We start from the raw sequence: 25194 nt of genomic DNA, 5'->3' as shown, positions 1-25194 counted from the left end.
GGCCCCAACATTTCACCGGTGTTTCAATCCTCCCCTTCAGGGGGAGGAAAGAGGCTTAGCCGATCACCCCGACTGCGCGGCCAGCGGCCTCGAACATCCCCAGGACCGTCGTGATCTGCTCGTCGGTATGTTCCGCACACAGTGAGCACCGCAGGAGGAACGTCCCCGCCGGCGTCGCGGGCGGGCGCGCCATGTTCACGTACAGACCGCCCTCGAGCAGCGACTGCCAGATCGCGATCGCCTGTTCCTGGTCGGTGAGGATCACCGCGATGATCGCCGAGTCGGACGTCTCGGTGCCGAGCTTGAAGCCCATCGCCTTCAGCCCGCCGTGCAGACGGCGCGCGTTCTTCCAGAGCTGCGCGCGCTTGTCGTGCGCGGTCATCAGCTTGCGGATAGAGGTCGCGGCGGTGGCGACCACCGACGGCGGCAGCGACGCGGTGAAGATGTATGGGCGGCACGCAAACCGCACCATCTCGAACTTCGGGTGGTTCGACACGACGAACCCGCCGACCGTGCCGACCGACTTCGAGAAGGTGCCGACGACGAAATCGACCTCGTCGGTCAGCCCCATCTCCTCGTACACGCCGCGGCCGTTGGGGCCGAAAAAGCCCATCGAATGCGCCTCGTCGACCAGCACCATCGCGCCATGCTTCTTGGCGACCGCGACCATCTCCTTCAGCGGGGCGATGTCGCCGAGCATCGAATAGACGCCCTCCAGCACCACCAGCTTGCCGGCTTCCTTCGGCAGGCGACCGAGCCGCTTGTCGAGATCGTTCACGTCGTTGTGGCGGAAGCGGACGATCTCGGCATTGCCCTGCTTGCAGCCATCATAGATCGAGGCGTGGCTGTCGGCGTCGAGGATGACGTATTCGCCCTTGCCGGCGAGCGTCGAGATGATCCCGAGATTGGCCATGTACCCGGTCGAGAACACGATCGCGCCGGTCATGTCGTAGAATTCGCGCAACGCCTGTTCGACGTCGATATGATCGTGGAACGTGCCGTTGAGCATCCGGCTGCCGTTGGTGCCCGACCCGAACGCGTCGAGCGCGTCCTTGCCCGCCTGGATGACGTCGGGGTCGAACGTCATGCCCATGTAGTTATACGTGCCGAGCAGGATCGTGTCCTTGCCGCGGATTACCGCCTGGGTCGGCCCCTTCACCTCGTCCATCACGATCGCGAACGGATTGCGCACGCCACTGGCGATCAGCGCCTCGCGTTCGGCGATCAGCGCGTCGAATTTCGACATGAGATCGCGTTCGGGGGCGACCTCGGGAGCGTCGACGGGAAGGGCGTGGGCAGTGGTGGCGGCTTCGGTCATTCTATCGATTCCACAGGTTGGAATGTATCCCGGTCCCCCAACCACCCCGTTCGCCCTGAGCGAAGTCGAAGGGTGGCCTGTGGGGCGCGGCTTCGACTTCGCTCAGCCCGAACGGGGAGGGGCGAAGGGCTTGCTCAGGCGGTCTTCAGTTTCGCGACCGCGTCGACCAGCTGGCCGACCGTCTCGATCTCGGCCTGCATGTTCATCGTGATGATGATGTCGAACTCATCCTCGATCGCCGCGACGAAATCCATGACGGTCAGGCTGTCCCACTCCAAGTCGCCCTGGAACGTCGTCGCATCGGCGAGGGCGACGCCCTTCTTGTTGAACGGCTCGATCTGCGCGGTGACGGTGTCGTAGATCTGCTGACGGTCGCTCATGATAATCCCTTCGGTGTCGCAGCGATCCCTGACAGGAAATTGCGGCGGCTTTTCGGCGCTATAGCAGCCCGGCGGCGCGATACCACGCCGCGGTTTGCGCGAGCGCCTGCGGAGTCGGGACGGACGGCGTCCATAGCGCGGCCGGCGGCGGCTTGTGCGAGACCCAGTCGGGGTGGCAGAAATAGCTCACCCGGTCGCGTGTCAGTTTGGCCTTGCGTCGACGGACGAGTCGATCGGCGGCGGACGCGAGTTTCAGGAGCGCACGGGGTGTGGAGAACACCTTGACCGGCTTGCCCACGGCCACGCCGATCGCGCGCGCAAAGTCGCGGTTGTCCCAGCCGTTAGGCACGCCGTCGTCGGGCTCCATGATCGACGGCGCGTCGGCGCTCTCGGCAAGCACCAGCAGCAGCGCGGTCAGGTCCTCGACATACAGCAGCGAGACGCGCGTGCCGGCCGGGGGCATCGGCACATAACCCGACCGTGCCGCCTTGAAGACGTCGAGCAGCTCGTGGTCGCGCGGGCCGAAGATCGCGGGCGGGCGGACGATCGTCCAGTCCAGCCCCGACGTCTGCACACGCGTCTCCGCCTCGGCCTTCGACCAGCCATAGTTCGACAGCGTCGGCTCGCGCGCGGCAAGCGAGGAGACGTGGACGAAACGGCGAATGCCCGCCGCCCGCGTCGCCTGGAGGATGCCCTCTGTACCCGCGACGTTACCCTTGCCGAAGCCGGCCCGGTCGGGGGCATTGACGACACCGGCAACGTGGATCACCGCGTCCGCGCCTTCGACCAGGGTAGCGAGGCTCTTCGGCCGATCCAGCGCACCCTCGATCCAGGTCACGCCGATGCGCTTGGCCTGCGGCTTCCGGGCGAGCGCACGGACGGTGTGGCCGGTCTCGAGCGCGTGGTCGATCAGATGGCTGCCGACGAACCCGGTGCCGCCAGTGATCGCGAGAATCATGAGCCCATTCCCCAGACAGAAGCTTGTTGACCCGCGAAGGCGGGTGCCCAGACTGGGCACCCGCCTTCGCGGGTGAACAAGGCTTGGCCGATCATACGAGTGCCAGGTGATTGCGGTGCACCAGCGCAGATCGAGGCGCATAGCCAAGGATCGCCGCATGATCGTCGCTATGGCGGCCGAGCAGGCGCGCGGTATCCGCCGCATCATACTCGGCGAGCCCGCGCGCGACCGTTCCGGCGGGGCCCTCGATCGTGACTAAATCGCCCCGCGCGAAACCGCCATCGATCCGCGTCGCGCCGGTGGCGAGCAGACTCCGCCCCTGACCAAGCGCCGCCGCCGCCCCCGCATCGACATGGATCGCACCCTTCGCGGTCAGGCCGCCCGCCAGCCAAGCTTTCCGCGCAGACGCAGTCCGTTCGGCAGTAAAGATCGTGTGGCGGGCAGGGGTGGAGAGCGGATGCTCGATCCGTCCCGACGCGATCGCCAGCGGAATGCCCGCACCCGTCGCGATCCGTGCCGCGGCGATCTTCGAGGCCATCCCGCCCGACCCCATCCCCGAGCCCGACCCATCGTCCGCCATCCCGGCCACCGCATCGATCCGCGGCACGCTGGCGATATGGGTAGCGGACGGATCGGTATGCGGATTGGCGGTGTAGAGCCCGTCGACGTCGGACAGCAGGATCACGCCCTGCGCGCCGGCGGCTTGCGCAACGCGGGCGGCAAGACGGTCATTGTCGCCGAACCGGATTTCCTCGGTCGCGACGCTGTCGTTCTCGTTGATGACGGGAACGACCTTCAACGACAACAGCCGGTTGAGCGTCGCGGCGGCGTTGAGATAGCGGCGGCGGTCTTCGAGATCGTCCAGCGTGACGAGGATCTGAGCCGCGTTCAGCCCTTGCGCGGCGAGCAGTTCGGCCCAGACCTGGCTAAGCGCGATCTGGCCGGTGGCAGCGGCAGCCTGCGCGTCTTCAAGACTCGCCCGGCCGCCCTTTGAGAGACCAAGCCGGCGTGCGCCCAAGGCGATCGCCCCAGACGACACGATCGCAACCTGCTGGCCCGCGCTAGTCCGAGCAGCAATGTCGGCAATGAGACCGGTCAGCCACTCCCGCCGAACGCTCCCGTCAGGATCGACCAGCAACGCCGAGCCGATCTTCACGATCAGCCGCGCGCACGAATACGGCGGAAACATCACTGCTCCCTCTCCCCGTCGGGGAGAGGGTCGGGGTGAGGGGCGGCCAAGCAATGCAACGCCCGGAACAGCCCCTCACCCAACCCTCTCCCCGCAGGGGAGAGGGCTAAGCAAGACGTCAGAGCGGCGACCATGCGACCGGCACTTCGCCTTCTTCCAGTTCCTTCGCCGCGCCCGGCGCCGGCCCGATCGCCTCGATCAGCTGATCCAGCACTGCCTCGATCCCAGCGCCGCTCGCGCCCGAAATCGCCATCACCTCGGCACCGCTGGCTTCCGCCAGCTCCGCCGACAGCGCCGCGATCAGCTCAGGATCGAGCATGTCGATCTTGTTCAGCGCGACGATCACCTTCTTGTCGGTGAGCCCCTCGCCGTAATTCTCCAGCTCGTCGCGGACGATCCGGTACGATTCGGCCACGTCACGGTCGTTCGCATCGACCAGGTGCAGCAGCACCCGGCACCGCTCGATATGCCCGAGGAACCGGTCGCCGATCCCCGCACCTTCGGCCGCGCCCTGGATCAGCCCCGGAATATCCGCGACCACGAACTCGCGCTGCTTGTGGCGCACCACGCCCAGCTGCGGCCGCGTCGTCGTGAAGGCGTATTCGCCGACCTTCGCCTGCGCGTTCGTCACCTGGTTGATGAAGGTCGACTTGCCCGCATTCGGCAGGCCGACGAGGCCTGCATCGGCGAGCAGCTTCAGCCGCAGCCAGACCCACGCCTCGCCGAACGGCCAGCCGGTGCCGTGCTGGCGCGGGGTGCGGTTGGTCGACGTCTTGTAGCTCGCATTGCCGCGCCCGCCATCGCCGCCACGGAACAGCACTTCGCGCTGGCCGACTTCGGTAAAGTCGATCAGCACCTCTTCCTTGTCCTCCGACAACACCTGTGTGCCGAGCGGAACGCGGATGACGAGGTCCTTGCCGCCTGCGCCGGTGCGGTTCGAGCCCGACCCGCCCGAGCCGCGTGGCGCGCGGAAATGCTGCGTGTAGCGGAAGTCGATCAGCGTGTTCAGGCCGGCGATGCATTCGAACACGATGTCGCCGCCCTTGCCGCCATTGCCGCCATCGGGGCCGCCATATTCGATATATTTCTCGCGGCGGAAGCTGACGGCACCGGGGCCGCCCTCACCCGAACGTACGTAGATCTTGGCTTGGTCTAGAAAATGCATCGCCGCCCCATAGCGAAATTGGCGAAAATCTCCACCCTCTGCGATTCGCCTCGCGATTCGAGCCCCGAACCGATGCGCTCAGCAGCGGGCAGGGGCGGCGGCGTCCTTGCTCGCGAGCAGTGCGTCGAGCGCGAGTTCGCGTGCCTTGCCGACCGGCAGCCCCAGCGCGCGCGCCATCGGTGCCCCCATCAACGCGTCGCCGAGCGCCATCAGCACCAGCGTCAGCGTCTGCTCCTGGATCGGCTGGTCGCCGGGCATGTCGCCCTCCGCCAGTTCGTCGACGAGGTCGTGGATCGCGGTCAGGATCGGATCGAGCGCATTGGTATTGCCCGACAGGATCATCCAGCTCGCCAGCGCGCCCGCGCCGCCCTTGCCGAACGCATCGAAGGTCATCTCGACGACCTCGCGCGGGTCGAGCTCACCCGCCCGCACGCGCAGCACCGCCGCGCCGATCGTCCCGACGATGTCCGCGGCCATCCGCGTGATCAGCGCAGTATGCAGAGCCTCCGCCGACCCGAAATGGTGGAGCAGGTTGGCGTGCGTGCGCCCGACCCGGCCTGCCACAGCCTTCAACGTCACTGCGCTGGGGCCGCTCTCCACGAGCAGGGCCCGCGCAGCTTCGACGGCGGCTTCACGCGATTCGGTAGGGGAGAGTCGCTTGCGCGGAGTTGACGTCACGGACCTGGAAACCTATTTACATCAATGTAAGTAACGAGTGTTCATTCCTGTTTGGAGGTTTCCGTGGCGAAAGCAACCACGCCTGCCGATCTGACGATCACCCCGCGCGACCGCCGCTTCGGCCGCGGTGCCGCGATTCGCCGCTGGTGGCTGAACGACGATTCCGTAGCGACCGCGTTCTACAACGCACTGTCGGTGACGTTTCCCAAGGGCGAGGGCTATTTCGTCGACAGCGTCCGGAAGTTCCGCGAGGGCACGCCGCCCAAGCTCCACGACGAGATCAACGCCTTCATCAAGCAGGAGGTGATCCACACGCGCGAGCACGTCGCGTTCAACCGCCACGTCACCGACCAGGGGTACGACGTCGCGCCGTTGATCGTCGATGTCGACGCGGCACTGGCGCTGACCAAGGGGCGCCCGGAGATCGCGAGCCTCGCCGCCACCACCGCGCTCGAGCATTTCACCGCGATGTTGGCGCATGAACTGATCGCCAATCCGAAGCACCTCGCGGGTGGCGATCAGCAGGCGGCGGCGCTCTGGCTCTGGCATGCCGCGGAGGAGATCGAGCACAAGGGCGTCGCCTACGACACATGGCTCCACGCAACGCGGGACTGGCCGCGGTTTACGCGCTGGCGGGTGAAGTCGCTGGTGATGCTGATCACGACGTGGCGGTTCTTTACCGGTCGCGCGCGGGGCATGGCGGAACTGCTGCGGCAGGACGGGCTGACTGGGCCTCGCGTCTGGGCGCGGATGGCGTGGTACGCGTTCGGCAACCCGGGGATGGCGCGCAAGATCGCGGGCGTCTGGGCGGCGTATTTCCTGCCGGGGTTCCATCCCTGGAAGCACGACGATCGGGCGCTGATCGGCTTGGCGGAGAGCGAGTATGAGGCGGCGGTGTTGCCGGTTGCGGAGCGGGTGGTCGCGGTGGCCTGAGCCCCGGACTCCAGGCTTCTCTCTTCTCTCCTAGTTCTCCCGCGAAGGCGGGAGCCCAGGATACCAAACGACACCGCCTGTGATTCCTGGACCCCCGCCTTCGCGGGGGAACAGTTAGGGGGCGTACCCACACGAAGGCGCCTCCTTGATAGGGCACCACCTAAACAACGGCACCACCCCGGCGAAGGCCGGGGCCCAATTGGGGAACGTTGCTAACGGAGTACATCGCTCCGTTACTGCGACCTTTCCAATTGGGCCCCGGCCTTCGCCGGGGTGGTGTGCGATTGTGTGGCGACGGTGCTGCGACTCACGCCGCCAAAGGCATCGGCGCACATCGGTCGTCATCCAGATCCAGCTCGAACATCACCGCAGGCGCCTCGCCCCCACGCCCCCGTGAAGTCCGCGGTTCGATCCGCCCCGTCGGCCGAAAACCCAGCTTCGCCAGCACGCGCCCCGACGCCGGATTATCCACGAAATGTGCAGCTGTGAGCCGGCGTATCCCGAGTGCATGGCGCGCCATCGACACCACGGACTGACCTGCCTCGGTAGCATAGCCGCGACCCCATGAGTCGGGGGTCAACCAATATCCGAGGTTCGCCGAACCGCCATCGACATCGCTGATCCCGATACCGCCGACGAGTCGTGGTTCACCCAACTCCATTGCCTCGATCAGGAAACGCGGCTCATGGGCTCCACGGGGGCAAGCGAGGAACGCCTCGGCGTCGCCCAGCGCATACGGCCAGGGCACGCGGCCCAGCTTGGCGACCACCGACTCATGGCCGATCGCCCGCGCCAATGCAGGCGCATCTTCCGGCCAACCCGGCCGCAACGTCAGTCTCTTGGTGCGCGCGAACACGGCTCTCTCCTTCACGCATCGCGCCTGGCGTCCTGCCATGTCCGGATGACACGGCAGCGACAGGCGAGGGGGAGGGAGCAATAAAAAAGGGAGCCGGGGTGACCCGTCTCCCTTGTTCAGGTTCGCTTTCGCGACCCGGGTCACCCTGGTGGGCAACCCGGATGGTTACCCGATGTTATTCGGCTGCTACCGGCATCTCTGCCGTGTCGTTCGCTGCCAGCTCGACCGAGCAGAACTTGCGACCAAGTTTGCCCTGACTGAACACGACGCGGCCATCGACCAGCGCGAACAGCGTATGGTCGGTACCGATGCCGACGTTGGTGCCCGGGTAGAACTTCGTCCCGCGCTGACGCACGAGAATGTTGCCGGCGACGCACGCCTGGCCACCGAACTTCTTGACGCCGAGGCGACGACCGGCCGAATCGCGACCGTTGCGCGAAGAGCCGCCTGCTTTCTTATGTGCCATCTGAAGCTACTCCTTATGCCTGAGCGGCCGGGGCATCAGCCTCGGTCTGCTTGGCGGTCTGGCCACCCACGGACACGATCTTCAGGATCGTATGCTGCTGGCGATGGCCGTTCTTACGACGATAGTTATGACGACGACGCTTCTTGAAGACGATGACCTTGTCCGCCTTCGCCTGCGCGATGATCTCTGCAGCGACGACGAAGCCCTCGACGGACCGCAGCTCCGAGCCTTCGCCCGCCAGCAGAACGTCACCCAGCGTCACCGACGCACCTGCATCGCCCTCGATCTTCTCGATGACGATCTTATCTCCGGCGGCGACGCGATACTGCTTGCCGCCCGTGCGCACGACTGCGAACATGGCCCTTGTCACTTTCCAAATACATGTGCCCCACGAACGCAGGGTCCGTCGGGAGAAGCCGGGCAGCTAGGCGAGGGGGGGAGAGTTGTCAACCGCGAAGGGGCGGGAAAGGGTGGTTTTGCGCGAGGCGCTGCCCATCGGCGAGGCGGGAAATATCCTCCTCGCGAGGGCGGCGACCCAGACTGGCTCTTACCTTCGCGAGAGAGCAAACTTTCTACGAACGAGCGATTCGCTCAGTGCCGATGAACCTGTCGCAGCGCGTACCGCCCATCCGCATATTCGCTGAACAACCCGTCGATCGCCGGATGGTCGACCGGCTCGTCGCTATCGTCGGGCACCAGGTTCTGCTGGCTGACATAGGCGACGTAGCTCGACTCCATGTTCTCGGCGAGCAGATGGTAGAAAGGCTGGTCCTTCCGCGGACGAATGTCCTCGGGGATCGCCGCATACCATTCGTCGCTGTTCGCGAACACGGGGTCGACGTCGAAGATCACGCCGCGAAAGTCGAACAGCCGGTGCCGCACGACGTCGCCGATCGAGAAATTCGCATGCGAGATCGGCGGTGCGATCACCTCGGCCGGAATAAGCGGGCCGGTGATGTCGTGAGCGATACTGTCGTGTCGGGGCATATCCGCCAATTTAGGGTCTGTTTTGCGCCGCACAAGGAAAACGCGCCTGACGGTTCCCCGAACCTCGAAATCCGCTTGCGTCCCCAGGGGCACTTCATTAGAGGCCGCGCTTCGACCGATCGGAGGAACTGTTCGCAGCGCCTTGGATGACCTGCGGAGAGGTGGCAGAGTGGTCGAATGTACCGCACTCGAAATGCGGCGTACCCGCGAGGGTACCGTGGGTTCGAATCCCACCCTCTCCGCCAACTTCCTAGATCAACCGGTCTCATGCTGTCCTACACGGCACAGATTAGCCGTGCTTTTTCTCGTGCGGTAGTCTCGCACCGTTCCATCGTGTCTCAGCCGAACGCGGGCTTGGTGGGGGTATTCTTGGGTACGTGAAAGACGTCCTAGGGATATCAAGTGCGCTGCCATCAGGCCAAGGCAGCGGAAGCACTCGTGCAACCCGGCAAGCTGTGTCGGCTAAGGTAGCTTGCCGGGAGGGAGGTCCAGCGCGGACCAGGGAATGATGGCCCAATCCGGGCTGTCGCACGGCCGCTGCGCTCGTGCGAAATAGGCGCCGAGCCAAAGCCCCTTGTCCGACAGCGCCTGTAGAGCAAGAGGAGTTGGGGCCTTGGCTGGACGGTATCGCTACCGGGAGAGCGATGCGAATCGCAGCGACCGAAAACCCCAGCACGATCGCATCAAGGCCGGTCCACCGCCGCCTGAAGTCTGATACGAGCAGACGGTATGATTTCTTCCCTACTGGTCAACACGGCGACGTTGCTTCTCGCCCTCGGCATGGCACCTGCAAGTGGGCCCACCGTCGTCACGCCCGCGCCGGGCAGCCCCGAACGTACGGCCATCCTGAAGGTGCTGCACCACGGTGACGCACGACCAGAGGCGCGTTTCCGCATCCGCGACTTTCGCGTCGTTCGTAACGGGTCGCGAGCTATCACCTATATCCAGGGCGAAAGCGAAGTCGGCGCATTTCGAAGCATCCTTACTCAAGAAGCACGGATGCCGTGGCGCGCGGTGTGGGGCGAGAGCGACGGCGGCGGCAGCAGCTGTGACACAGGCGCACGCCATTATGCCTGGGTGGTTCGCCTGATCCGTACCTACAAGATCGATCCCGACACGCTGTTCCCTGGGGTGACCACGAAGGCGCAAGACCTGAAGCAGAAGGCGGTAGACGATCCCGAGGCGCAGTGCGTTGGCGATCTGGATGGCGGGCCGGGTGGCTGAGGCGGTGCTGGCGCTGCCGGAAGACTGTGGCGCGGGGCGGAGACTTTCGACAGAAATGATAAAATCGCAGATCGCAACCGCGCTCGCGGGATCGGGCGGACAGGCCGCGCCTACCGCACTATCCGAGGCGCCGGTGGCCGCGCGCATTATTGACTTTGCACTCAGGATGCGCCGTTCGGCTTCCGGATGACGGTGAGCCGGATCGGGCCGGACAAGTGCTATGCGGGAGGCGATGCGCTATCGAAGCGCAACGCGCTTTGGGGGTGGCAAAACGCTAGCGGTGATCGATTCCGAGATGCCGAACCTCCAGCGGCGGTTGGGCCTCTGGCATCCCGAGCCGCCGATGTTGCTTCCCGCGGGCCCCTGCGCCAACCCTCACCTGGCAAGCGGCGCGCTCTGGTGCTGTTGAGGCGGGTGCTGCCCGCATAGAAGGGTGCTTGCGCCGGCATCTCATACCTGCCGAAGCGTGATCGGTCAGGCACTCGCCTGCGCTACCGGGGAACTGGCAGTCATCTTTGCCTCCACTTCTGCCGCCGTAGATGATCATATCCCCCACGTTTTTGCTCGTCAGATCGCGACCAAAAAGGTTAGTTTATCGCATGACGAATATCGGAATTGGGAGAGGAAAAGCTTCGCGGGCGACCGGAAGGCTCACAAGGAACACGACGTTGCCACCGTCGCGCCGAGTTCCGGGAGTTCGTCAATCACATGATCGACAGTCTGCTGCCCATCAGTGAATAGTAATTATCGCTAGCCTTGGGCGGCAGCGCGACACTGCTTCGTCAGAAATGCAAACAGCGCTTCATCGTCGCACATCGACACGTTGAACCGAAGATAGTCGCTCCACGCGCCGCTGGTGCTGAACACGTTGCCAGGTGCGAGCACGATGCCTTCCGCCAGCGCAGCGCGGGCAAGCGCGACCGCGTCCATTCCGTCCGGTAACCGCGCCCAGAGGAAGATGCCAGCGTCGGGCTCGATCCACGGTTCGATCCCGACCGCGCGGAGTCGCTTCGCCGTCCGCGCCATCGCGCGCGCCAGTCGGGCGCGGACGGTCTCGACATGCCGGCGATAGCTGCCGACGATCAGGACGCCGTGAAGCAGGTCGGCCGACAGCGGATTGCCTGACATCGATGTCGCGATCCGCAGATCGGCGAGCGCCTCGATCCAGTCTGGCCGCGCGACGATATGGCCGCAGCGGACGGCCGCGGAGAGCGACTTCGAGAAGCTGCCGATGCGGATCACGCGGTCGAGCCCGTCGAATGCAGCGAGCCGCGGCGCGACGATGTGTTCGAAATCGGCGAAGATGTCGTCCTCGACGACGACCAGGTCATGCGCCTCTGCGAGCTTCAGCAGCTTGTGCGCGGTCGCTGCCGCCAGCGTGGCGCCGGTTGGATTATGGACCGCGGAATTGGTCAGGTAGAAGCGTGGGCGGTGCTCCGCCAGCACGGCTGCAAACGCCGCTACGTCCGGCCCCATTGGCGTCATCGGGACGCCAACCACCTTGACCCGGTGCGCGCGTAGCAAAGCGAGGAAGTTGAAATAGCACGGATCGTCGACCAGCACGGTGTCGCCGGGTTCGAGCAGGAAGCGGCAGATCATGCCGTTGGCCAGTCGCGCCCGGTAGCGCAGCACCGCATCGACCATGGCGTAGCTGGGCGGAAATGCCGAGTTGGCGGTGTCGATGGCGATCCGGCTGGAGGCGGTGATGCCCGAGCCCGCCGCCAGTCCCTTGAGCGCACTCGACCTGATCTCGTACGTGCCGAGGATCGAGCCCTTGTCGGTGGGGACATTGACGAAGCGATTGCCGCCGAGCGTCGGATCGTCGCGCACCTTAGCATCGAGATAGGTGTAGCTGGCGGTCAGGTTGAACGCCGGCGTGACCTGACCCGAAACCGTCAGCTGGCCGCCCTGCGCGCGCACGCTGCCCACGGTCGAGGTAACGTCGTCGGACGTGGTCAGTACGTTGGTCTTGTCGATCCGGAACAAAGCGGCGGTCGTCAGCAGCTTGCCGCCGAAGAACTCGGCCTTTGCGCCGGCTTCCCAGCCTTCGCCCTTTTCGGGTGCGAACGGTCCCGAGGCGGGAACCGGCCCGGCGGCGGGGACCGATGCGTTCGGATGGTAGGATGTGCTGTAGCTGCCATAGACGCTGACGCGATCGGTCAGGCGGTAGAGCAGCGACGCGCTCGGCAGGAACACGCCTTTGCTGGAATCGTCGCTGACCTCGCCCTGCGCCGCGCCGACCAGCAGTTCATGCTTGAGCTGGCCGGTGGCGAACGTCGCGACGCCGGTTTCCTGAAAATAGGTGTTCTCTTGGCGGCCATGACGATTGGCAAGCACGAACGGAGTCAGGTCGCCCTGCGCGTTCAGCCGCGACGCATTCACCTGCACGTCGGAGGTGAGGTAGTTCATGTACGCCGCGCGCATCCGCAGCGTGAGCCAGTCGGTGGCCGCGTAATCGAGATTGCCGCGGACGAAATGGCTGACGCTGTGATAGCGCGAGAAATCCTCCGAAAAGCTGCGCTTTGCCGGCACCGCGACGGGCTTGCCGTTCTGCAGGATCGTGCCGCGATCCATCGGCGCGGTGCTGTCGTCATACCCATAGGCGGCACCAGCTGCACCTTGTCGCCACGCCAGCCCAGCGACGGTGCGATCAGCAGGTTGCGCATGTCGTGGCCGACAGTGCGCCAATAACCCTGCTTCTCACCGGCGACCACGAGACGGTAGGCGGTTTCGCCCCCGGCAAGCTGGCCGATCGGGCCAAACAGATCGCCGACCGCGCGGTATTGGCCGTAGCTGCCGATGTTACCCTCGAACGCGGTATAGAGCGGCTGCTTGCGGACGATGTTGATGACGCCGCCGGGCTCGGTCCGGCCATAGAGCATCGCCGAGGGGCCGGGGAGCAGTTCGACCCGGTCGGTATTGGCCTGGAAGCCTCGCGCCATTGCGCCGCGCAAGCCGTCGATCAGGATACCCGGATTGGTCGAGGCGACTGAGGAATACACGCGAAAGCCACGGATGTTGAAGCTGTCCTGCGTACCCCCGAAGCTGTTGTCCTGGCTCACGCCCGGCAGCGTCTTGATCGCCTGTTCGAGGTTGATCACGCCGCGATCCTGCAGGACCTGCTGGCTGGCCATGCTGATCGAACGGGGCGTGTTGAGGACATCGGCTGCAACCCCGGATGCGACGTAGGAATCCGTCGGCCGATACCCGTCCGCGGACCGGCTGGCCTGGACGATGATCTCGGCGCCGGTGGCATCAGCCGTCGGAACGCTGGCCTGCTCGATCGCGTGCGCGAGGGCCGGGAGCGGCGCCAGTATCGCTAGGGTCAGTCCCCCAGTGCGGCGTTGCGCGAAAATCGGGGCGTCGTTTGAAGCCTCATGTTTGCGTACCCCTTTTGAGGGGGTGGCAATTAAGCTAATGCGAATGAGTTGCATATATTGTTTCGGATAGGTAACGGTGGCCAGCGTAGAGGTCCGGCTTGTGCTACGGAGTGCACCCGGTTCCCTTTTACCAACGGAGGAGACATGAAGCTTGGGTTTGCGTTTCTGGCCGTCACCGCGGCGGCATGGGCTGGTCCTGCCTTTGCCGACATGACGGCACACTATGTCGGTTCCGACGACAACAGAGCGATGACGATCGAGATCGCCACCGAGGGCGATTTCCGGGTGACGATCGGCGACGCTTCCCATTATTTCCTTACCAGGGCGGGGCGAGACTATCTCGTAGAGACCAATGCTGCCGGGCCGACGGTCATGCGGCAGGAGGACATCGCCACCGCGATGATCGAACAGGTGAAGCCCAATGTGCGATCGTCGCCGCACAATAGCGAGGCGGACGCGCGTCTCGTCCCACGCGGCCCGGTCAGCATCCGGGGGCGCAAGGGGGTGGCCTATGGCCTGATCTTCGACGGCAAGAGCGGGGGCGACGACGAACCCTATCTGGTCGTCAGCGACGATCCGACCCTGGCGCCGCTTGCCGCAGTGATGCGCAAGCAGTTCGCCGCGTCGATCGGCACGATGCACGGCATTTTCGGCGCCGAAAACCCGTGGGCTTTCATGGAGGGTATGCTGGACAAGGGCGCACCGCTTGTCTTCCTCGGGATGACACTCGACACGATCAATCACGCGCGCATACCGGCGTCGCGCTTCGTGTTGCCGGCCTCGCCGATCTCGCTCGACGCGGTCAGGCGCGACTTGGCCACGACCCCGTAGACGATGTCGAGGGGCTGCGTCGGTAAACGTGCCATCATTTGCATCGATTCTACGGTTACTCCGGTGTCAGGCGGGACGTCATGAAATCGATGAACGCCCGCAACCGTGCCGCCACCTGGCGGCTGGCTGGCCACAATACGCTGAACTGATCGACCGCGTGGACATGCTGTTCCAGCAACGACACGAGCCGACCGTCGAGGATTTCCTGCCGCACCGCGAACGGCGGCAGGCAGGCGATGCCGTGTCCAGTGATCGCCAAGTGGAGGTTGCTATAGAAAGGGATGGCTATCACGCTCGCGCTGCGTCGGAGTGGCTATACCGTTCCGCAACCAGGCTTTGAACGCGCTCGCACGTCTGAACATTTTGCTTTGGCTCACCCCACCGATCAGATTTATGAACGAGCGTCTGATGCCGCGGAGCGGAAAAGCCCTGCTGAACGTCCACTCTTGGGTCTGGCCTAAAGTCGTAGGGCAGAGGTGCGTTCGCCCACACCCAGACGTTCAGGCTGGCGATCCGGCTCCCAATAACGGCCATTCGTTAAGCGCGATCTTTGCCGTTTCTCCGTCTCTGACAGCCTATTTTGGGAGAGAGCAATCAGGAAGAGCTTCGGAAAAAGGGGGTGCCCGGACGGCTCGGTGCGATCGCCTAGGCGACTGCCCCGCTAGGGGTTCGTTTTTGAGCAAGCGACGAAGAGGACAAACAGGTGTCTGCGTCATCTGAGCGGACGTGTTTTGTGTACCGCCGCCCCTATCAAGACAACACGCCCTTGCCGTAGTGGTCGCGCTGTAGCAGACCGTCGACATGCGGCTCCTGTCCAATCTCCTTTTTGCCTTGTCGGCCTTTGTCAGCGGCTGTGCGATCCTGTTCTACGTTTACCTGTCAAATCTGGCATGTGGATATTCGCTAGGTGCCTCAAGCTGTCATGCTTGGCCTTGGGATCTTGGCAGCGATGACAGGTTCTGGCTGGTACAGATGCCGGTAGGTATCGTGATTGTCCTCATAGTTGGTGGCTTACTGCTCCGCCGTAAGGCGACACGGAGAGAAACGCGACAGTCCAGCTGAGGACGTAGTTCGTCGTGTCAGATTATCTTTGCTCCGGCGGTTGGAGGCCGCGTCCGTGGGACTATTCTGTGCCCGTTACGTTTCCTGAAGCTTGATCCCTTTTGAGAAAGGCCGCAGCGTCACGCGACGTCCGCTAACGCCATCCGCCTTCCCAATCGCGGACAGGCCGTTTTCTTTCTTATTGAGACATCGCGAGCAGATAGCCGGGCGTCAAAATTGGTCGTATCGCGGTCGTGAGCGGAGCGACCGCGCGGCATCCCGAGCGCGATCACCACGAGGCCTGGCAGCACGTTGCCCCAAAAGCGGGCCCTAGGGTCGACGGTCGTCATCGGCGCGAAGCCCACCCCGGTAACGATTGGCCTGATCGTCGGCGGCCAGCGCGGGCCGATCCGCTCGCTCAGTCGTCCGGCAAAGCGGGATGCGGTGCCGATCACGATCGAGAAGGGGAGCAACGCGAAACCCGCCTGGGTCGGTGTGTATCCGCCGCTGACGATCAACCAATACGGCAGCAACACCAGCAATCCGCCCAGCGCGCCGTACAGCCGCAGCGTCAGCAAGGTCAGCCAGACGAACAGCGTCAGCGGCATCATCGCATGGTCGCCTAAACGGTGGTCCTGGAGGCCGGCATCGTCGCGGCGATCGTTCAGCCGGGATAGCGAACAGCTATGGTCCGTACGGTCCCTGCACGGGAGTGGTCGCCAGACCCCGGCGGCGGCGCATTCACAGTTCGGTTCGACGGAAACAGCATGTCTTGTGGTCGTTCACGAGACCGCAGGCCTGCATCCAGGCGTAGACGATGACGGGGCCGACGAACTTGAACCCGCGCTGCTTGAGCGCCGCGGATAGGGCTTCGGACGCAGGCGAGCGGGTCAGCGCCTTGGTACCGTCGTCGATCACCGGCGTACCATCGACGAAACTCCAGACGAAGCCACCGAAATCCTCGCCGGCGTCGCGCATCGCGAGATAGGCGCGGGCATTGCCGATCGTCGCTGCGATCTTGGCGCGCGAGCGGACGATACCGGCGTTGCCGAGCATCGCCATGATGTCCGGCTCGCCGAACCGCGCGACGATGTCCGGATCGAAGTCCGCGAAGGCAGCCCGGAATGCGTCGCGTTTGCGCAGGATCGTGATCCAGGCCAGCCCGGCCTGGAATCCGTCGAGCATCAGCTTTTCCCACAGCGCGCGCGGGTCGCGTTCGGGCACGCCCCATTCGGCGTCGTGATACGCCGCAAGCAACGGATCGCCCTGCGCCCATCGACAGCGGGATAGCTCGGCGCGAGTCATGGCAGGCATTGCCCGGTCTTTGCTGTCGATCTGCATGCTGGCCGGGACGATGCTCGCTCGGTGCCGGCGTGTCGATGCCGTTCGCCATCGGCAGCGCGGATCAGGTCTCGATGACGTTCAGCAGTTCGGCGTTGATCCGGTCGAAACGGGTCGATTGCTATCCTCGCCTTTCAGGCCGTCCAGGCAGTTGATCGGCCGCCGCGCGCTGCCGCCCAACCAGATGAACGAGTTGCCGAAGTTGGGATGCAGGGAAGGGCGGTCTGAGTGTCTGCGAGTGGTCTCGGTGCGCAGAAGTAGTAGATCGGCCGGTGACGATGAGCGGCGCACCGCCGCCAGAAGAGATATGGGCGAGACGTCGGTGCGCACCACCAGCGTCGGCCCGGGTCCCACAAAGCTCACAGCCTATCTCGGATCAGGCATAGTACGCCTTTGCCTCACCGAACGGGAGGGCAAGAGCTATCCATGGAACGTCCAGAGGTGGGAAGGGCGCTGCCGCCCCGAATGTCTGGAAGTGAGGCCGCATTGAGATTGCCGCCGGAGATCGAGCGCTGAAACCATGATCGCCGGCACGCGTGGGCACGATACAAAAGCCTTGCGTGCAAGGGGCGACGGCATCGCCCCTGCGGTAATTCAGCGACCCGCAAAATACTGGGCAAGCGGATCAATCATATCCTCAGGGATGCGACGGGCGATCACCGGCATCGTCGATTGCGACTTCCGCGCATCCACCACCGTCTCGTCACCACGCCAATTACGCAGGCGTTGCGCGATATAGCTCGCGCGCTGGCCGGCGAGCACGGGGTAGGGCTTGCCGGGAGCGTGGCAACTTGCGCAGGCGGGGAGTTGCACCTTCGGCAGGCCTTCGCGGTCGATCCGGGCAGCTGCGGTCGATCCCGACGGCGTGACGCCGCCGATTCCCGGCATCGCCGCGAAGTGATCCGCCAACCGCGTCATGTCCTCAGGCGTCAGTGTCGCGGCGGCGTTCGCCATCACCACGCTCTGACGTTTTCCGGTCGCATAGGCCTCTAATGCTGCGCGAAGATACGCGGGACTCTGTCCGCCAAGAACGGGCATGTCGGGCTGGCCGCGACCACGTCCGTCGGCGCCGTGGCAGCCTGCGCAGGTGGCAATCCTGGCATCGGTGACGCCCGGCACTTCGGTCAGCGAGCGATAGGTCGCGGGCGACATTTCCGGCAGCACGCGGACGAAGGCGACCATGCGGCGGACTTCGTCGTCGCGGTCCTTGGCGGCCCAGCCGGGCATGCCCGTGTATTTGACGCCGTGCTTGAGGATCCAGAAGATCTGCTTGTCGGTCCACTCGCGCGCGTTGATCGACAGGTCTGGGGCAGGGGGTGTCGCGGCCTGCATCACGGGTAGCGGGCGGACGCCGGGCGCGCCGTGGCACGAGGCGCAGCTTGCCTTGAAGAGGCCGGCGGCGCTGACAAGACCCTCGTTCGCCTTGGGATCGTCGGGGGCGGTGACCGCAGCGTAGGTGCGGACCGAGTTGCGCATCGTCCAGTGGAGGAACCAGTCGGTGATCTTCCAATGGCCCGACGAGGCGGCGATGTTGAACACGCCCGACCACGCGAACAACAGCCCGGCAAGCGCCAGTCCGACGATGGCGGCGGCGGCGCGCGCCCAGGTTATCCGGATCGTCATGCGGTCGCGCTCCGTGTCTTCAACAGTCCGCCGAGCATTGCGAGCCCGCCGATGAAATAACTCGCCGCGCCGACCATCAGCATGACGACGCCGCCGAGTTGCTGGTCTTCGAGGGCGTCGAGGCCGTGGATCGCCGGGTGCCCCCCCCACATTTGGGCCATCATCGCGTAGAGCGGGCGCGGGGCGAGGCCGATCAGCGCGCCGAGCAGGGTCATGTGCATCGAGGTCAGAAGCAAAGCCGCGACGCCCGACGCGCGGCGGTCGGTGGCGCCGCCGATGCGGGTGCCGAGGACCGCGCTCCAGAGGAGGACGCCGGCGATGAGGAAGCTAGCCTGCTCGATGAGCAGCGCGAGCGGATGCATGTCGACGCGCAGTCTCAGCGCGGGGAGGTGCCAGAGCCATACGACTACGAGTTCGACAAGCGACATCGCGAGCGGAGTCACCGCCGCGGGCCAGCGCTCGGCCGGATCGAAGCGACTCCCCGCGATCCCGTAGGCGAGGAACGGCGCGGCGACGGCGACTGCTATCATGTGACCCGCCATGTGCCCGACCATGCCGAGCGGCGCTGCGGCGAATGCCCAGCCGAGCGGGACTAGCACGGCGCCCAGGACGAGGCTCGCGCGTCTCATCGGCAGTCGCCGAACATGATGACCGGCAAGGCCGTGAAGATCACCGCGACGAAGCTTAGCCCCGCCAGCAACCGCGTCGACAGTGCAAGGAAACGGAGACGGTCGATGGCGGTGCCCTGTTCGTGCGGGGCCGGATCGCCCGGCGTCTCCGACTGGACGCGCGCGATATAGCCCGCGGCGACGATCCCCAGCAGCGCAACGATCGTCGCGATCAGCGTCGCTAGCGGGAAGCCGGTCAACGCCGTCCCCGGTCTCGACGATTTCGCGCAGGTTACTGCCACCCACAGATAGCAGAACAGGAAATGCACGGCCCAGATCGTCGGCGGGACGATCAGCGTCCACAGCGTCACCTTCAGGTCGCGCGCCCAGTGCTTCCGCTCAGCGTTGGGCTTCCGCTCGGGTTTGGTCATGCGACACCCGGGAACAGGCCGATCGTGCAGAACGTCACGATGCCCGTCAGCGCGAGGAAGTGGTGGTACACGGTGATGTTGCGGAGGTCCGCGTCATAGACCGGCGTCATCTTCCCCGCGAGGCTGCGTGCGAGCGTGTAGGCCTGCATGATGACCCCGATCGCGGCGTGGACCGCGGTCCAGATCGCCAGCGTCCAGACGATCGCGGGATAGACGTGGAGTTCGGGATCGAGCCCCGAATACCACGGTCCTGCGAGCCCGGCGAACAGGCTCGACAGCGTCGCGACGATCCCGACGATCAGTAGCGCGCGACCCGCGGTTACGTTGCCACGGCGATGCACTTCGCGCGCGCCGACGGTCGCGGCCCAGCCGGTGAGCGTCAGCGCGAGCGCGACCATCGGCCAGAACACGCCCGGCCCGTTGAGCCCGACCCCGCTCGGCGGGAAATCATTGTGGATCGTCCAGAAGAAGAAATAGCCGAACACGAGCCCCGAGAACGCGGTCGCGTCCGCCATCATCGTGATGAACATCGCCCACCAGCCCGGCGCCGACGGCCCCGAGGTGTAGAGCGGCACCTCGATCCCGTGGCCGATATGCTTGGTCGGCTTTTCGGGGATCTCGGCGGTGCCGGTCCACAGCCACCACAGCACGCAGGCGAGCGTCGCGACGCCGCTGACCGCCGACCAGATATACAGGTGGTACGTCGTCAGGATGAACACGCCGGCGAGTGCGACCGCGGTCATCATCGGCTTCACGCTCGGCGTACCGAGGCGGATCACCTGCAGGGGGCGCGCGTCGAGCACGGTGGTGATGATCGACTCGCGCCGCATCTCCTCCGCGTCGGGCAGGAAGAAGCGGCCTTCGTCGACCTTCTGGACGAAGTTCTTCTGGTCCCAGATCGGATAGCGGCTCTCGATCAGCGGCACCGAGCGGATGCCCCAGTCCTCATCGTCGGGCAGTGCGAGCCACTCCAACGTGCCCGCGTTCCAAGGATTACGCGGCGCCTTGGGACGACGCGGCGACAGCGCGAGGTCGATGCACACGATCAGCACGCCGAGCGCAAACATGTACGACCCTGCGGTCGAGGCGAGGTTGAGACCGCCGATGCCGAGTTCCTCCGGATAGGTGAACACGCGCCGCGGCATCCCGAGCAGGCCCGACAGGTGCATCGGGAAGAACGTCAGGTTCATGCCCACGAACATGATCCAGAACGCGATCCGCCCGAGCCGGTCCGACAGCTTCTTCCCCGTCACCAGCGGCCAGTAATAATACAGCCCGGCGAACAGCGGCAGCAGCGTGCCGCCGATCAGCACGTAGTGCAGATGCGCGACGATGAAATACGTATCGTGCGCCTGCCAGTCGAACGGGGCGACCGCGACCATCACGCCGGTCAGCCCGCCGATCACGAACACCGCGAGGCTACCGCTCGCGTACAGCAGCGGCGTCGATTTCTTGACGTTGCCCGCCCAGAGCGTCGCGATGAACACGAAGATCTGCACACCGGTTGGGATCGCCACCGCTTCCGACGCCGCCGCAAAAAACGCGAGGCTGATCTTCGGCAGACCCGTCGTGAACATGTGGTGGACCCACAGCCCGAAGCTCAGGAACGCCGTGCCCACCGCGGCCAAAACGATCCACGGATAGCCGAGCAAATGCCGTTGCGCGAAGGTCGGGATCAGCATCGCGAACAGCGCGATCGACGGCAGGAAGACGATGTAGACCTCCGGATGACCGAAGATCCAGAACAGGTGCTGCCACAGCAGTGGATCGCCGCCCTTCTCCGCGTTGAAGAACGGCCAGTTGAGCAGCCGCTCCATCTCGAACAGCACGTCGCCCGCGATCAGCGGCGGGAACGCGAACAGGATCATCACCGCGACGACCAGGATGTACCAGGCATAGAGCGGCATGAGGTTGAGGCGCATGCCGGGCGGGCGGCATTTCAGGACGCCGACGATCAGCTCGACCGCGGCCGCGACCGACGACACCTCGATGAAGCTCAAGCCCAGCATCCAGATGTCCGCGCCAAGCCCGCTGAGGTCGGTCCGCGTCGTCAGCGGCGGATACATGAACCAGCCGCCATCGGGCGCCGCATCGAAGAAGATCGAGCCCGACACGAACACGCCGCCGATCAGGAACGACCAGTATCCGAACCCGGACAGCCGCGGAAACGGCAGGTCGCGCGCGCCGAGCAGCTGCGGCAGGAGGATGATCGACACCGCCTCGAACATCGGCACCGCGAACAGGAACATCATCATCGAGCCGTGCAGCGTGAACAGCTGGTTGAACGTGTTCGCTGTGACGAGATCGTTGTTCGGCACCGCCAGCTGCGTGCGCATGATCAGCGCGAGCACGCCCGCGAACAGCATGAACCCGAACGCGGTCAGCGTGTACCAGACGCCGATCCGGTTGTTGTTGACGTCGGTCCAGCGGAAGAACCAGCCCGTCGGCGGCTTCCAGACTTCACGCAAACGGTCTTCCTGGCCCTTGCGGACCGCCGGATCGTTCTGGTCGGGGGCGACGTACTGGGTGCTCTCGGTGGTCATTTGAGCCCCTGAAGGTAGCTTGCGATCTGATCGGCTTCGGCGGCCGACATCTGCGGGAAGGCGGGCATCCGCACGCCGGGCTTGGTCTTGCCCGGATCGCGGACGAAACCGGCGATGTTGGCGTGCGTCATCGGCAGCACACCCGCGGCGAGCGTCGGGCGCGACCCGAAGTGCGTCAGGTCGGGGCCGATCTTCGCGACCGGGCCGATGCCGCGGACGCTGTGACAACCGCTACAACCATAGCTTGCGAACAAACGCGCGCCCGGCGACGCGGTGACGATAGCGGGCTTGCGCTGCTCGGCGAGCCAGCGCTCGAATGCGGCCGGCTCCATCGCGATCACGTCGAACGCCATCAGCGCGTGGCCGAGCCCGCAGAACTCGGCGCAGACGCCGCGGTACGTCCCCGCCTTGGTCGCGCGGACGACGAGCCGGTTGGTGCGGCCGGGGATCATGTCCATCTTGCCGGCGAGACCGGGGACCCAAAAGCTGTGGATGACGTCGGGGCTGCGGAGCGACAGTTCGACGGTGCGACCAACGGGGAGGCGGAGTTCGTTCGCGGTCTCGACCACCGATCCGCCCGGCGGCGCATAGCGGACGCGCCACCAGAACTGTTCGCCCTCGACGCCGATGCGTAGGTCGCTGTTGGCGACCTCGCGCGGCCGCATCGCGGGTAGGGCGTAGAGCAACAGGCCCAGCAGCAGGATCGAAGGTCCGATGCCGCCGAGCCAGAGCACCAGCTTCATCCCGCCCTTGTGCGTCAGCCGACCTTCCGGCGCGCGCATCGCGTGGCGCATCAGCAACGCTAGCCCGCCCGCAAGAATGATTGCGCCGATGACCAGAACGATCGTGATCGAGAGGACCTTGTCCGCCTCCTCGCCGAACGGCGAGAGCGTCGACTGGTGCCGGTTGCATCCCGCCAACAGCGGCAGGCACGCGCCCACGGAAAGAAAAATAGCCTTCCGCATCATCACCTTGCCACCCTTGCGAAGCGCGTCCCTAACCCGGCTGGCGGGGGCGCGTAAACCCAAAATGACAGAAATGTCATGTAGGCCTGTCGACGAGAGCAGTCGCGTAGGCAGGTCAATCCATACGTCCGGCTCGTGCCGCCGGAGGAGCCGAGCTGGAGATCGATTGGGGATTGGCGGCATTCGGTGTGCTAGCGGATCCTGCATGAACTATCTCATGCTAGCAATCGCGATCGTTTCCGAGGTTTGTGCCACGACCGCAATGAAGCAGTCGAATGGTTTTAACCGCATGCCTTGGACGGTCGTTACCGTCATCGGCTACGGTATTGCCTTCTACTTCCTGTCGCTGACCCTTCGAACGATACCGACAGGCATTGCATACGCTATCTGGTCAGGCGCTGGCATCGTCCTGATTTCGGCGGCTTCATGGGCATTCCAGGGTCAAAAGCTCGATGCTGCTGCTGTATTTGGCATGGGACTGATCATTGCCGGTGTCATCGTCATGAACGTGTTCTCGAACGCTTCGAGCCATTGAGCGGACGGCTGAAGCTGGGGAGCGGCAGAGGGCGCTCGAATGGCCGGGTATGGGGCGTCTGACGGGGGGCGAGCGTACAGCCGCAAGGCATCAGCAGAGGGCGATGTTCGAATGCCACGGAGCAACGACGCTGTCCCCGTCGTGTAAGAATACCGGGCTAGGTGGCGCAGCATGGCTTCTGGAGCATGTGTTGAGCTGGCTGCGTGACATCGATCGCTGGTTTCTCGCCGAGGTGCTGCCGCATGCGGCGGCCTATCGCGCGAAGGCAGCGTATCTGTGCGGCCGCGACAACGCCGAGGATCTGGTCCAGGATGCCTATGCGCGGATACTGAAGACGCCGGATTATCGCGCGATCGTCACGCCGCGCGGCTTCGTCCTGACGATCGTGCATAATCTTGCGCTCGAACGGTTGCGACGGGCGAACGTGGTGCGGATCGACGCGTTCGCTTCGCTCGATCTCCTAGGAGTCGCGGACCCGGCACCCGATGCGTTTGCCGTCGCGTCGGGACGATCCGAGTTGCAACGCCTGCTCGACCTGATCGACACGCTGCCCGCGCAATGCTCGCGCGTCCTGCGCATGCGGAAGGTCGAGGGGATGACGCCGGGCGCCATCGCCGAAGCGCTTTGCATATCGGTCTCGACCGTGGAAAAGCATATCGCTAAGGGGCTGGCGCTCATCACGAGAGCCCGGCGCGATAGCGAAGCGCAGGCGGAGGAAGCGTGCCAGGCCGTTCCGACATTCCGCAGCGTCATGCCGACCTGACCGACGAAGCTGCCGGCTGGCTGGCCGCGCTCGACGCGGGATCGGCGGATGTCGCGGCATTCGAGGCGTGGCGCGACGCCGATATCCGCCATGCCGTGGCCTTTGCAGAGGTCGCCGGTACGTGGCGCGATCTCGATGGCCTGCGCGGCACACGGGGCGAGACGAGGGCTTCGTCTGAAGCGCAGCCTGCGTCGAAAATCGTCGCGCGGCCGAACCGGCGCCAGCTCCTACGTGCTGCCGGCTCGATCGTCGGCGTTGCCGCGGTCGGCGGGGGAATCGCCTACCGCGCTGCGGCGCGCGATATGGCGGAGACCCGGGTCGGTCAGCGGATGGCGGTCGCGGTGACGCCCGGCATCTCGCTCGATCTGAATACCGATAGCCGCGTCTACTGGCGCAACGGAACGCCTGCACGGCTCTGGCTCGATCGCGGCGAGATCGCGCTGCTGCTGGCAGCCGACCACCGCCTGCAGTTGCTGACGCCGGGGGGGCAGTTCCAGCTCGATCCCGGCGCGTACAACGTCCGGCTGCGCGGTGCGGGGTGCGAACTGGCGGTGCTGACGGGTGGCATTGCCGATGGATCGACGCTGCGGATCGGTTCGGGCGAAGTCGCGCTCGTCACGGCGGGGCAGGTCAGTGTCCAGGCGCGCGACGATCTCGGCGGGGTCACCGCGTGGCAGCACGACACGCTGGTGCTCAATGGCGAAAGCCTCGACTATGCGGTCGCGGAGATGAACCGGTATCTGCCGAACAAGATCGTGATCGGCGACCCCGCGCTGTCGCGGCTCCGTGTGGGCGGCAGTTTCGCGACCACCAGGCCAGCGGAATTCCTGCACGCGCTACGCAGCACGTTCGGCATCCGTGCGACCGCAGGCCCGGCCGGAGGGATCGTCCTGGCTCGCGCATAAAGTTTATTTTCGCGGCTGATGGCGGTTTGTCCGCGCTCATCCATCCCTGCTCCGACACACGGTGCGATGCGGGG

The 25194-nt window shown here is 65.2% G+C and carries 27 protein-coding genes, 1 tRNA gene and 1 pseudogene; 8 read left to right on the top strand and 21 right to left on the bottom strand.

Going from position 1 to position 25194, the window contains the following annotated elements:
- Positions 1–55: 55 nt before the first annotated feature.
- The 6 genes from C8J43_RS00375 to C8J43_RS00350 all read right to left on the bottom strand — a co-directional run bounded on the left by C8J43_RS00375 (position 56) and on the right by C8J43_RS00350 (position 5688).
- A complete protein-coding gene (locus tag C8J43_RS00375) occupies positions 56–1318 on the bottom strand; it encodes an aminotransferase class I/II-fold pyridoxal phosphate-dependent enzyme (RefSeq protein ID WP_133029316.1) in 1263 nt (420 codons plus the stop codon).
- A 134-nt stretch (positions 1319–1452) separates the two neighbouring features.
- On the bottom strand, positions 1453–1698 hold the full coding sequence (locus C8J43_RS00370; RefSeq protein ID WP_133029315.1) for an acyl carrier protein: 246 nt from the start codon (positions 1696–1698) through the stop codon (positions 1453–1455).
- Positions 1699–1756: 58 nt separating this feature from the next.
- Positions 1757–2656, bottom strand: a complete 900-nt coding sequence (locus C8J43_RS00365; protein WP_133029314.1) for an NAD(P)-dependent oxidoreductase — start codon at positions 2654–2656, stop codon at positions 1757–1759.
- Between the two features lie 91 nt (positions 2657–2747).
- On the bottom strand, positions 2748–3845 hold the full coding sequence (gene proB / locus C8J43_RS00360) for a glutamate 5-kinase (protein ID WP_133029967.1): 1098 nt from the start codon (positions 3843–3845) through the stop codon (positions 2748–2750).
- A 118-nt stretch (positions 3846–3963) separates the two neighbouring features.
- Complete coding sequence (gene obgE / locus C8J43_RS00355; protein ID WP_056055836.1) at positions 3964–5010, bottom strand: GTPase ObgE; 1047 nt, start codon at positions 5008–5010, stop codon at positions 3964–3966.
- A 78-nt stretch (positions 5011–5088) separates the two neighbouring features.
- Complete coding sequence (locus C8J43_RS00350; protein WP_056055838.1) at positions 5089–5688, bottom strand: TetR/AcrR family transcriptional regulator; 600 nt, start codon at positions 5686–5688, stop codon at positions 5089–5091.
- A 63-nt stretch (positions 5689–5751) separates the two neighbouring features.
- Between C8J43_RS00350 and C8J43_RS00345 the strand changes: the two genes are divergently transcribed.
- Positions 5752–6621, top strand: coding sequence for a metal-dependent hydrolase (locus C8J43_RS00345; RefSeq protein WP_133029313.1), 870 nt, complete (start codon positions 5752–5754; stop codon positions 6619–6621).
- A gap of 307 nt (positions 6622–6928) precedes the next feature.
- Here C8J43_RS00345 and C8J43_RS00340 read toward each other — a convergent pair whose 3' ends face one another.
- The 4 genes from C8J43_RS00340 to hspQ form a co-directional block, all read right to left on the bottom strand.
- Complete coding sequence (locus C8J43_RS00340; RefSeq protein WP_133029966.1) at positions 6929–7456, bottom strand: GNAT family protein; 528 nt, start codon at positions 7454–7456, stop codon at positions 6929–6931.
- A 196-nt stretch (positions 7457–7652) separates the two neighbouring features.
- A complete protein-coding gene (gene rpmA, locus C8J43_RS00335) occupies positions 7653–7943 on the bottom strand; it encodes a 50S ribosomal protein L27 (RefSeq protein WP_132738101.1) in 291 nt (96 codons plus the stop codon).
- 13 nt (positions 7944–7956) lie between these two features.
- Positions 7957–8301: a 50S ribosomal protein L21 gene (gene rplU / locus C8J43_RS00330; RefSeq protein ID WP_056065957.1), complete on the bottom strand. Its 345-nt coding sequence runs from the start codon at positions 8299–8301 to the stop codon at positions 7957–7959.
- A gap of 233 nt (positions 8302–8534) precedes the next feature.
- Entirely contained in the window at positions 8535–8930 is a 396-nt protein-coding gene (gene hspQ / locus C8J43_RS00325) for a heat shock protein HspQ (protein ID WP_056055845.1), read from the bottom strand.
- 155 nt (positions 8931–9085) lie between these two features.
- Between hspQ and C8J43_RS00320 the strand changes: the two genes are divergently transcribed.
- The 3 genes from C8J43_RS00320 to C8J43_RS00310 all read left to right on the top strand — a co-directional run bounded on the left by C8J43_RS00320 (position 9086) and on the right by C8J43_RS00310 (position 10344).
- Positions 9086–9175 (top strand) — tRNA-Ser (locus C8J43_RS00320).
- Between the two features lie 484 nt (positions 9176–9659).
- Complete coding sequence (locus tag C8J43_RS00315) at positions 9660–10154, top strand: hypothetical protein (RefSeq protein WP_133029312.1); 495 nt, start codon at positions 9660–9662, stop codon at positions 10152–10154.
- On the top strand, positions 10123–10344 hold the full coding sequence (locus C8J43_RS00310; RefSeq protein ID WP_133029311.1) for a hypothetical protein: 222 nt from the start codon (positions 10123–10125) through the stop codon (positions 10342–10344). The genes C8J43_RS00315 and C8J43_RS00310 overlap by 32 nt, the downstream gene beginning before the upstream one ends.
- Before the next feature lie 560 nt (positions 10345–10904).
- On the opposite strand, the gene C8J43_RS00305 is transcribed toward C8J43_RS00310, so the two are convergent.
- Entirely contained in the window at positions 10905–12728 is a 1824-nt protein-coding gene (locus tag C8J43_RS00305; RefSeq protein WP_243645347.1) for a TonB-dependent receptor, read from the bottom strand.
- Positions 12729–13015: 287 nt separating this feature from the next.
- Positions 13016–13588 (bottom strand): annotated as a pseudogene (locus tag C8J43_RS22505) (Plug domain-containing protein); the annotation flags it as partial.
- A gap of 90 nt (positions 13589–13678) precedes the next feature.
- Between C8J43_RS22505 and C8J43_RS00295 the strand changes: the two are divergent.
- Positions 13679–14365: a hypothetical protein gene (locus C8J43_RS00295; RefSeq protein WP_165899513.1), complete on the top strand. Its 687-nt coding sequence runs from the start codon at positions 13679–13681 to the stop codon at positions 14363–14365.
- 55 nt (positions 14366–14420) lie between these two features.
- Here the strand turns inward: C8J43_RS00295 and C8J43_RS00290 are convergent, their stop codons facing one another.
- From C8J43_RS00290 to C8J43_RS00250, 9 genes are all read right to left on the bottom strand, one after another.
- Positions 14421–14624, bottom strand: a complete 204-nt coding sequence (locus C8J43_RS00290; protein WP_207893296.1) for a LysR substrate-binding domain-containing protein — start codon at positions 14622–14624, stop codon at positions 14421–14423.
- Between the two features lie 922 nt (positions 14625–15546).
- The gene (locus tag C8J43_RS00285) at positions 15547–16017 is read right to left on the bottom strand and encodes a hypothetical protein (protein WP_243645346.1); all 471 of its coding nucleotides are present in this window, start codon (positions 16015–16017) and stop codon (positions 15547–15549) included.
- A 130-nt stretch (positions 16018–16147) separates the two neighbouring features.
- A complete protein-coding gene (locus C8J43_RS00280; RefSeq protein ID WP_133029306.1) occupies positions 16148–16720 on the bottom strand; it encodes a DNA-3-methyladenine glycosylase I in 573 nt (190 codons plus the stop codon).
- A 108-nt stretch (positions 16721–16828) separates the two neighbouring features.
- Positions 16829–17080, bottom strand: coding sequence for a hypothetical protein (locus C8J43_RS22130; protein ID WP_207893295.1), 252 nt, complete (start codon positions 17078–17080; stop codon positions 16829–16831).
- Between the two features lie 261 nt (positions 17081–17341).
- Positions 17342–18370 (bottom strand): c-type cytochrome, encoded by a 1029-nt coding sequence (locus C8J43_RS00270; protein ID WP_133029304.1) that lies wholly within the window; start codon positions 18368–18370, stop codon positions 17342–17344.
- The gene (locus C8J43_RS00265; RefSeq protein WP_133029303.1) at positions 18367–18999 is read right to left on the bottom strand and encodes a cytochrome c oxidase assembly protein; all 633 of its coding nucleotides are present in this window, start codon (positions 18997–18999) and stop codon (positions 18367–18369) included. Before C8J43_RS00265 ends, C8J43_RS00270 begins: the two co-directional genes overlap by 4 nt.
- Positions 18996–19409 carry a hypothetical protein gene (locus tag C8J43_RS00260; protein WP_133029302.1) on the bottom strand — a complete coding sequence of 138 codons (414 nt, stop codon included), beginning with the start codon at positions 19407–19409 and terminating at the stop codon, positions 18996–18998. Before C8J43_RS00260 ends, C8J43_RS00265 begins: the two co-directional genes overlap by 4 nt.
- The gene (gene ctaD / locus C8J43_RS00255) at positions 19406–21952 is read right to left on the bottom strand and encodes a cytochrome c oxidase subunit I (RefSeq protein WP_133029301.1); all 2547 of its coding nucleotides are present in this window, start codon (positions 21950–21952) and stop codon (positions 19406–19408) included. The genes C8J43_RS00260 and ctaD overlap by 4 nt, the downstream gene beginning before the upstream one ends.
- Positions 21949–22917: a cytochrome c oxidase subunit II gene (locus tag C8J43_RS00250; protein ID WP_133029300.1), complete on the bottom strand. Its 969-nt coding sequence runs from the start codon at positions 22915–22917 to the stop codon at positions 21949–21951. The genes ctaD and C8J43_RS00250 overlap by 4 nt, the downstream gene beginning before the upstream one ends.
- 205 nt (positions 22918–23122) lie before the next feature.
- Between C8J43_RS00250 and C8J43_RS00245 the strand changes: the two genes are divergently transcribed.
- The 3 genes from C8J43_RS00245 (at position 23123) to C8J43_RS00235 (ending at position 25120) form a co-directional block, all read left to right on the top strand.
- On the top strand, positions 23123–23452 hold the full coding sequence (locus C8J43_RS00245) for an SMR family transporter (protein WP_133029299.1): 330 nt from the start codon (positions 23123–23125) through the stop codon (positions 23450–23452).
- 190 nt (positions 23453–23642) lie between these two features.
- Positions 23643–24215, top strand: a complete 573-nt coding sequence (locus tag C8J43_RS00240) for an RNA polymerase sigma factor (protein WP_133029298.1) — start codon at positions 23643–23645, stop codon at positions 24213–24215.
- Positions 24173–25120 (top strand): FecR domain-containing protein, encoded by a 948-nt coding sequence (locus tag C8J43_RS00235; RefSeq protein WP_133029297.1) that lies wholly within the window; start codon positions 24173–24175, stop codon positions 25118–25120. The genes C8J43_RS00240 and C8J43_RS00235 overlap by 43 nt, the downstream gene beginning before the upstream one ends.
- Positions 25121–25194: the final 74 nt, after the last annotated feature.

Origin of the sequence: Sphingomonas sp. PP-CE-1G-424 (assembly GCF_004341085.1) — a bacterium.
Classification (GTDB): Bacteria; Pseudomonadota; Alphaproteobacteria; order Sphingomonadales; family Sphingomonadaceae; genus Sphingomonas.
The sequence above is the reverse complement of the archived record's forward strand: the minus strand, read 5'-3'. Positions and strand labels throughout refer to the sequence as shown.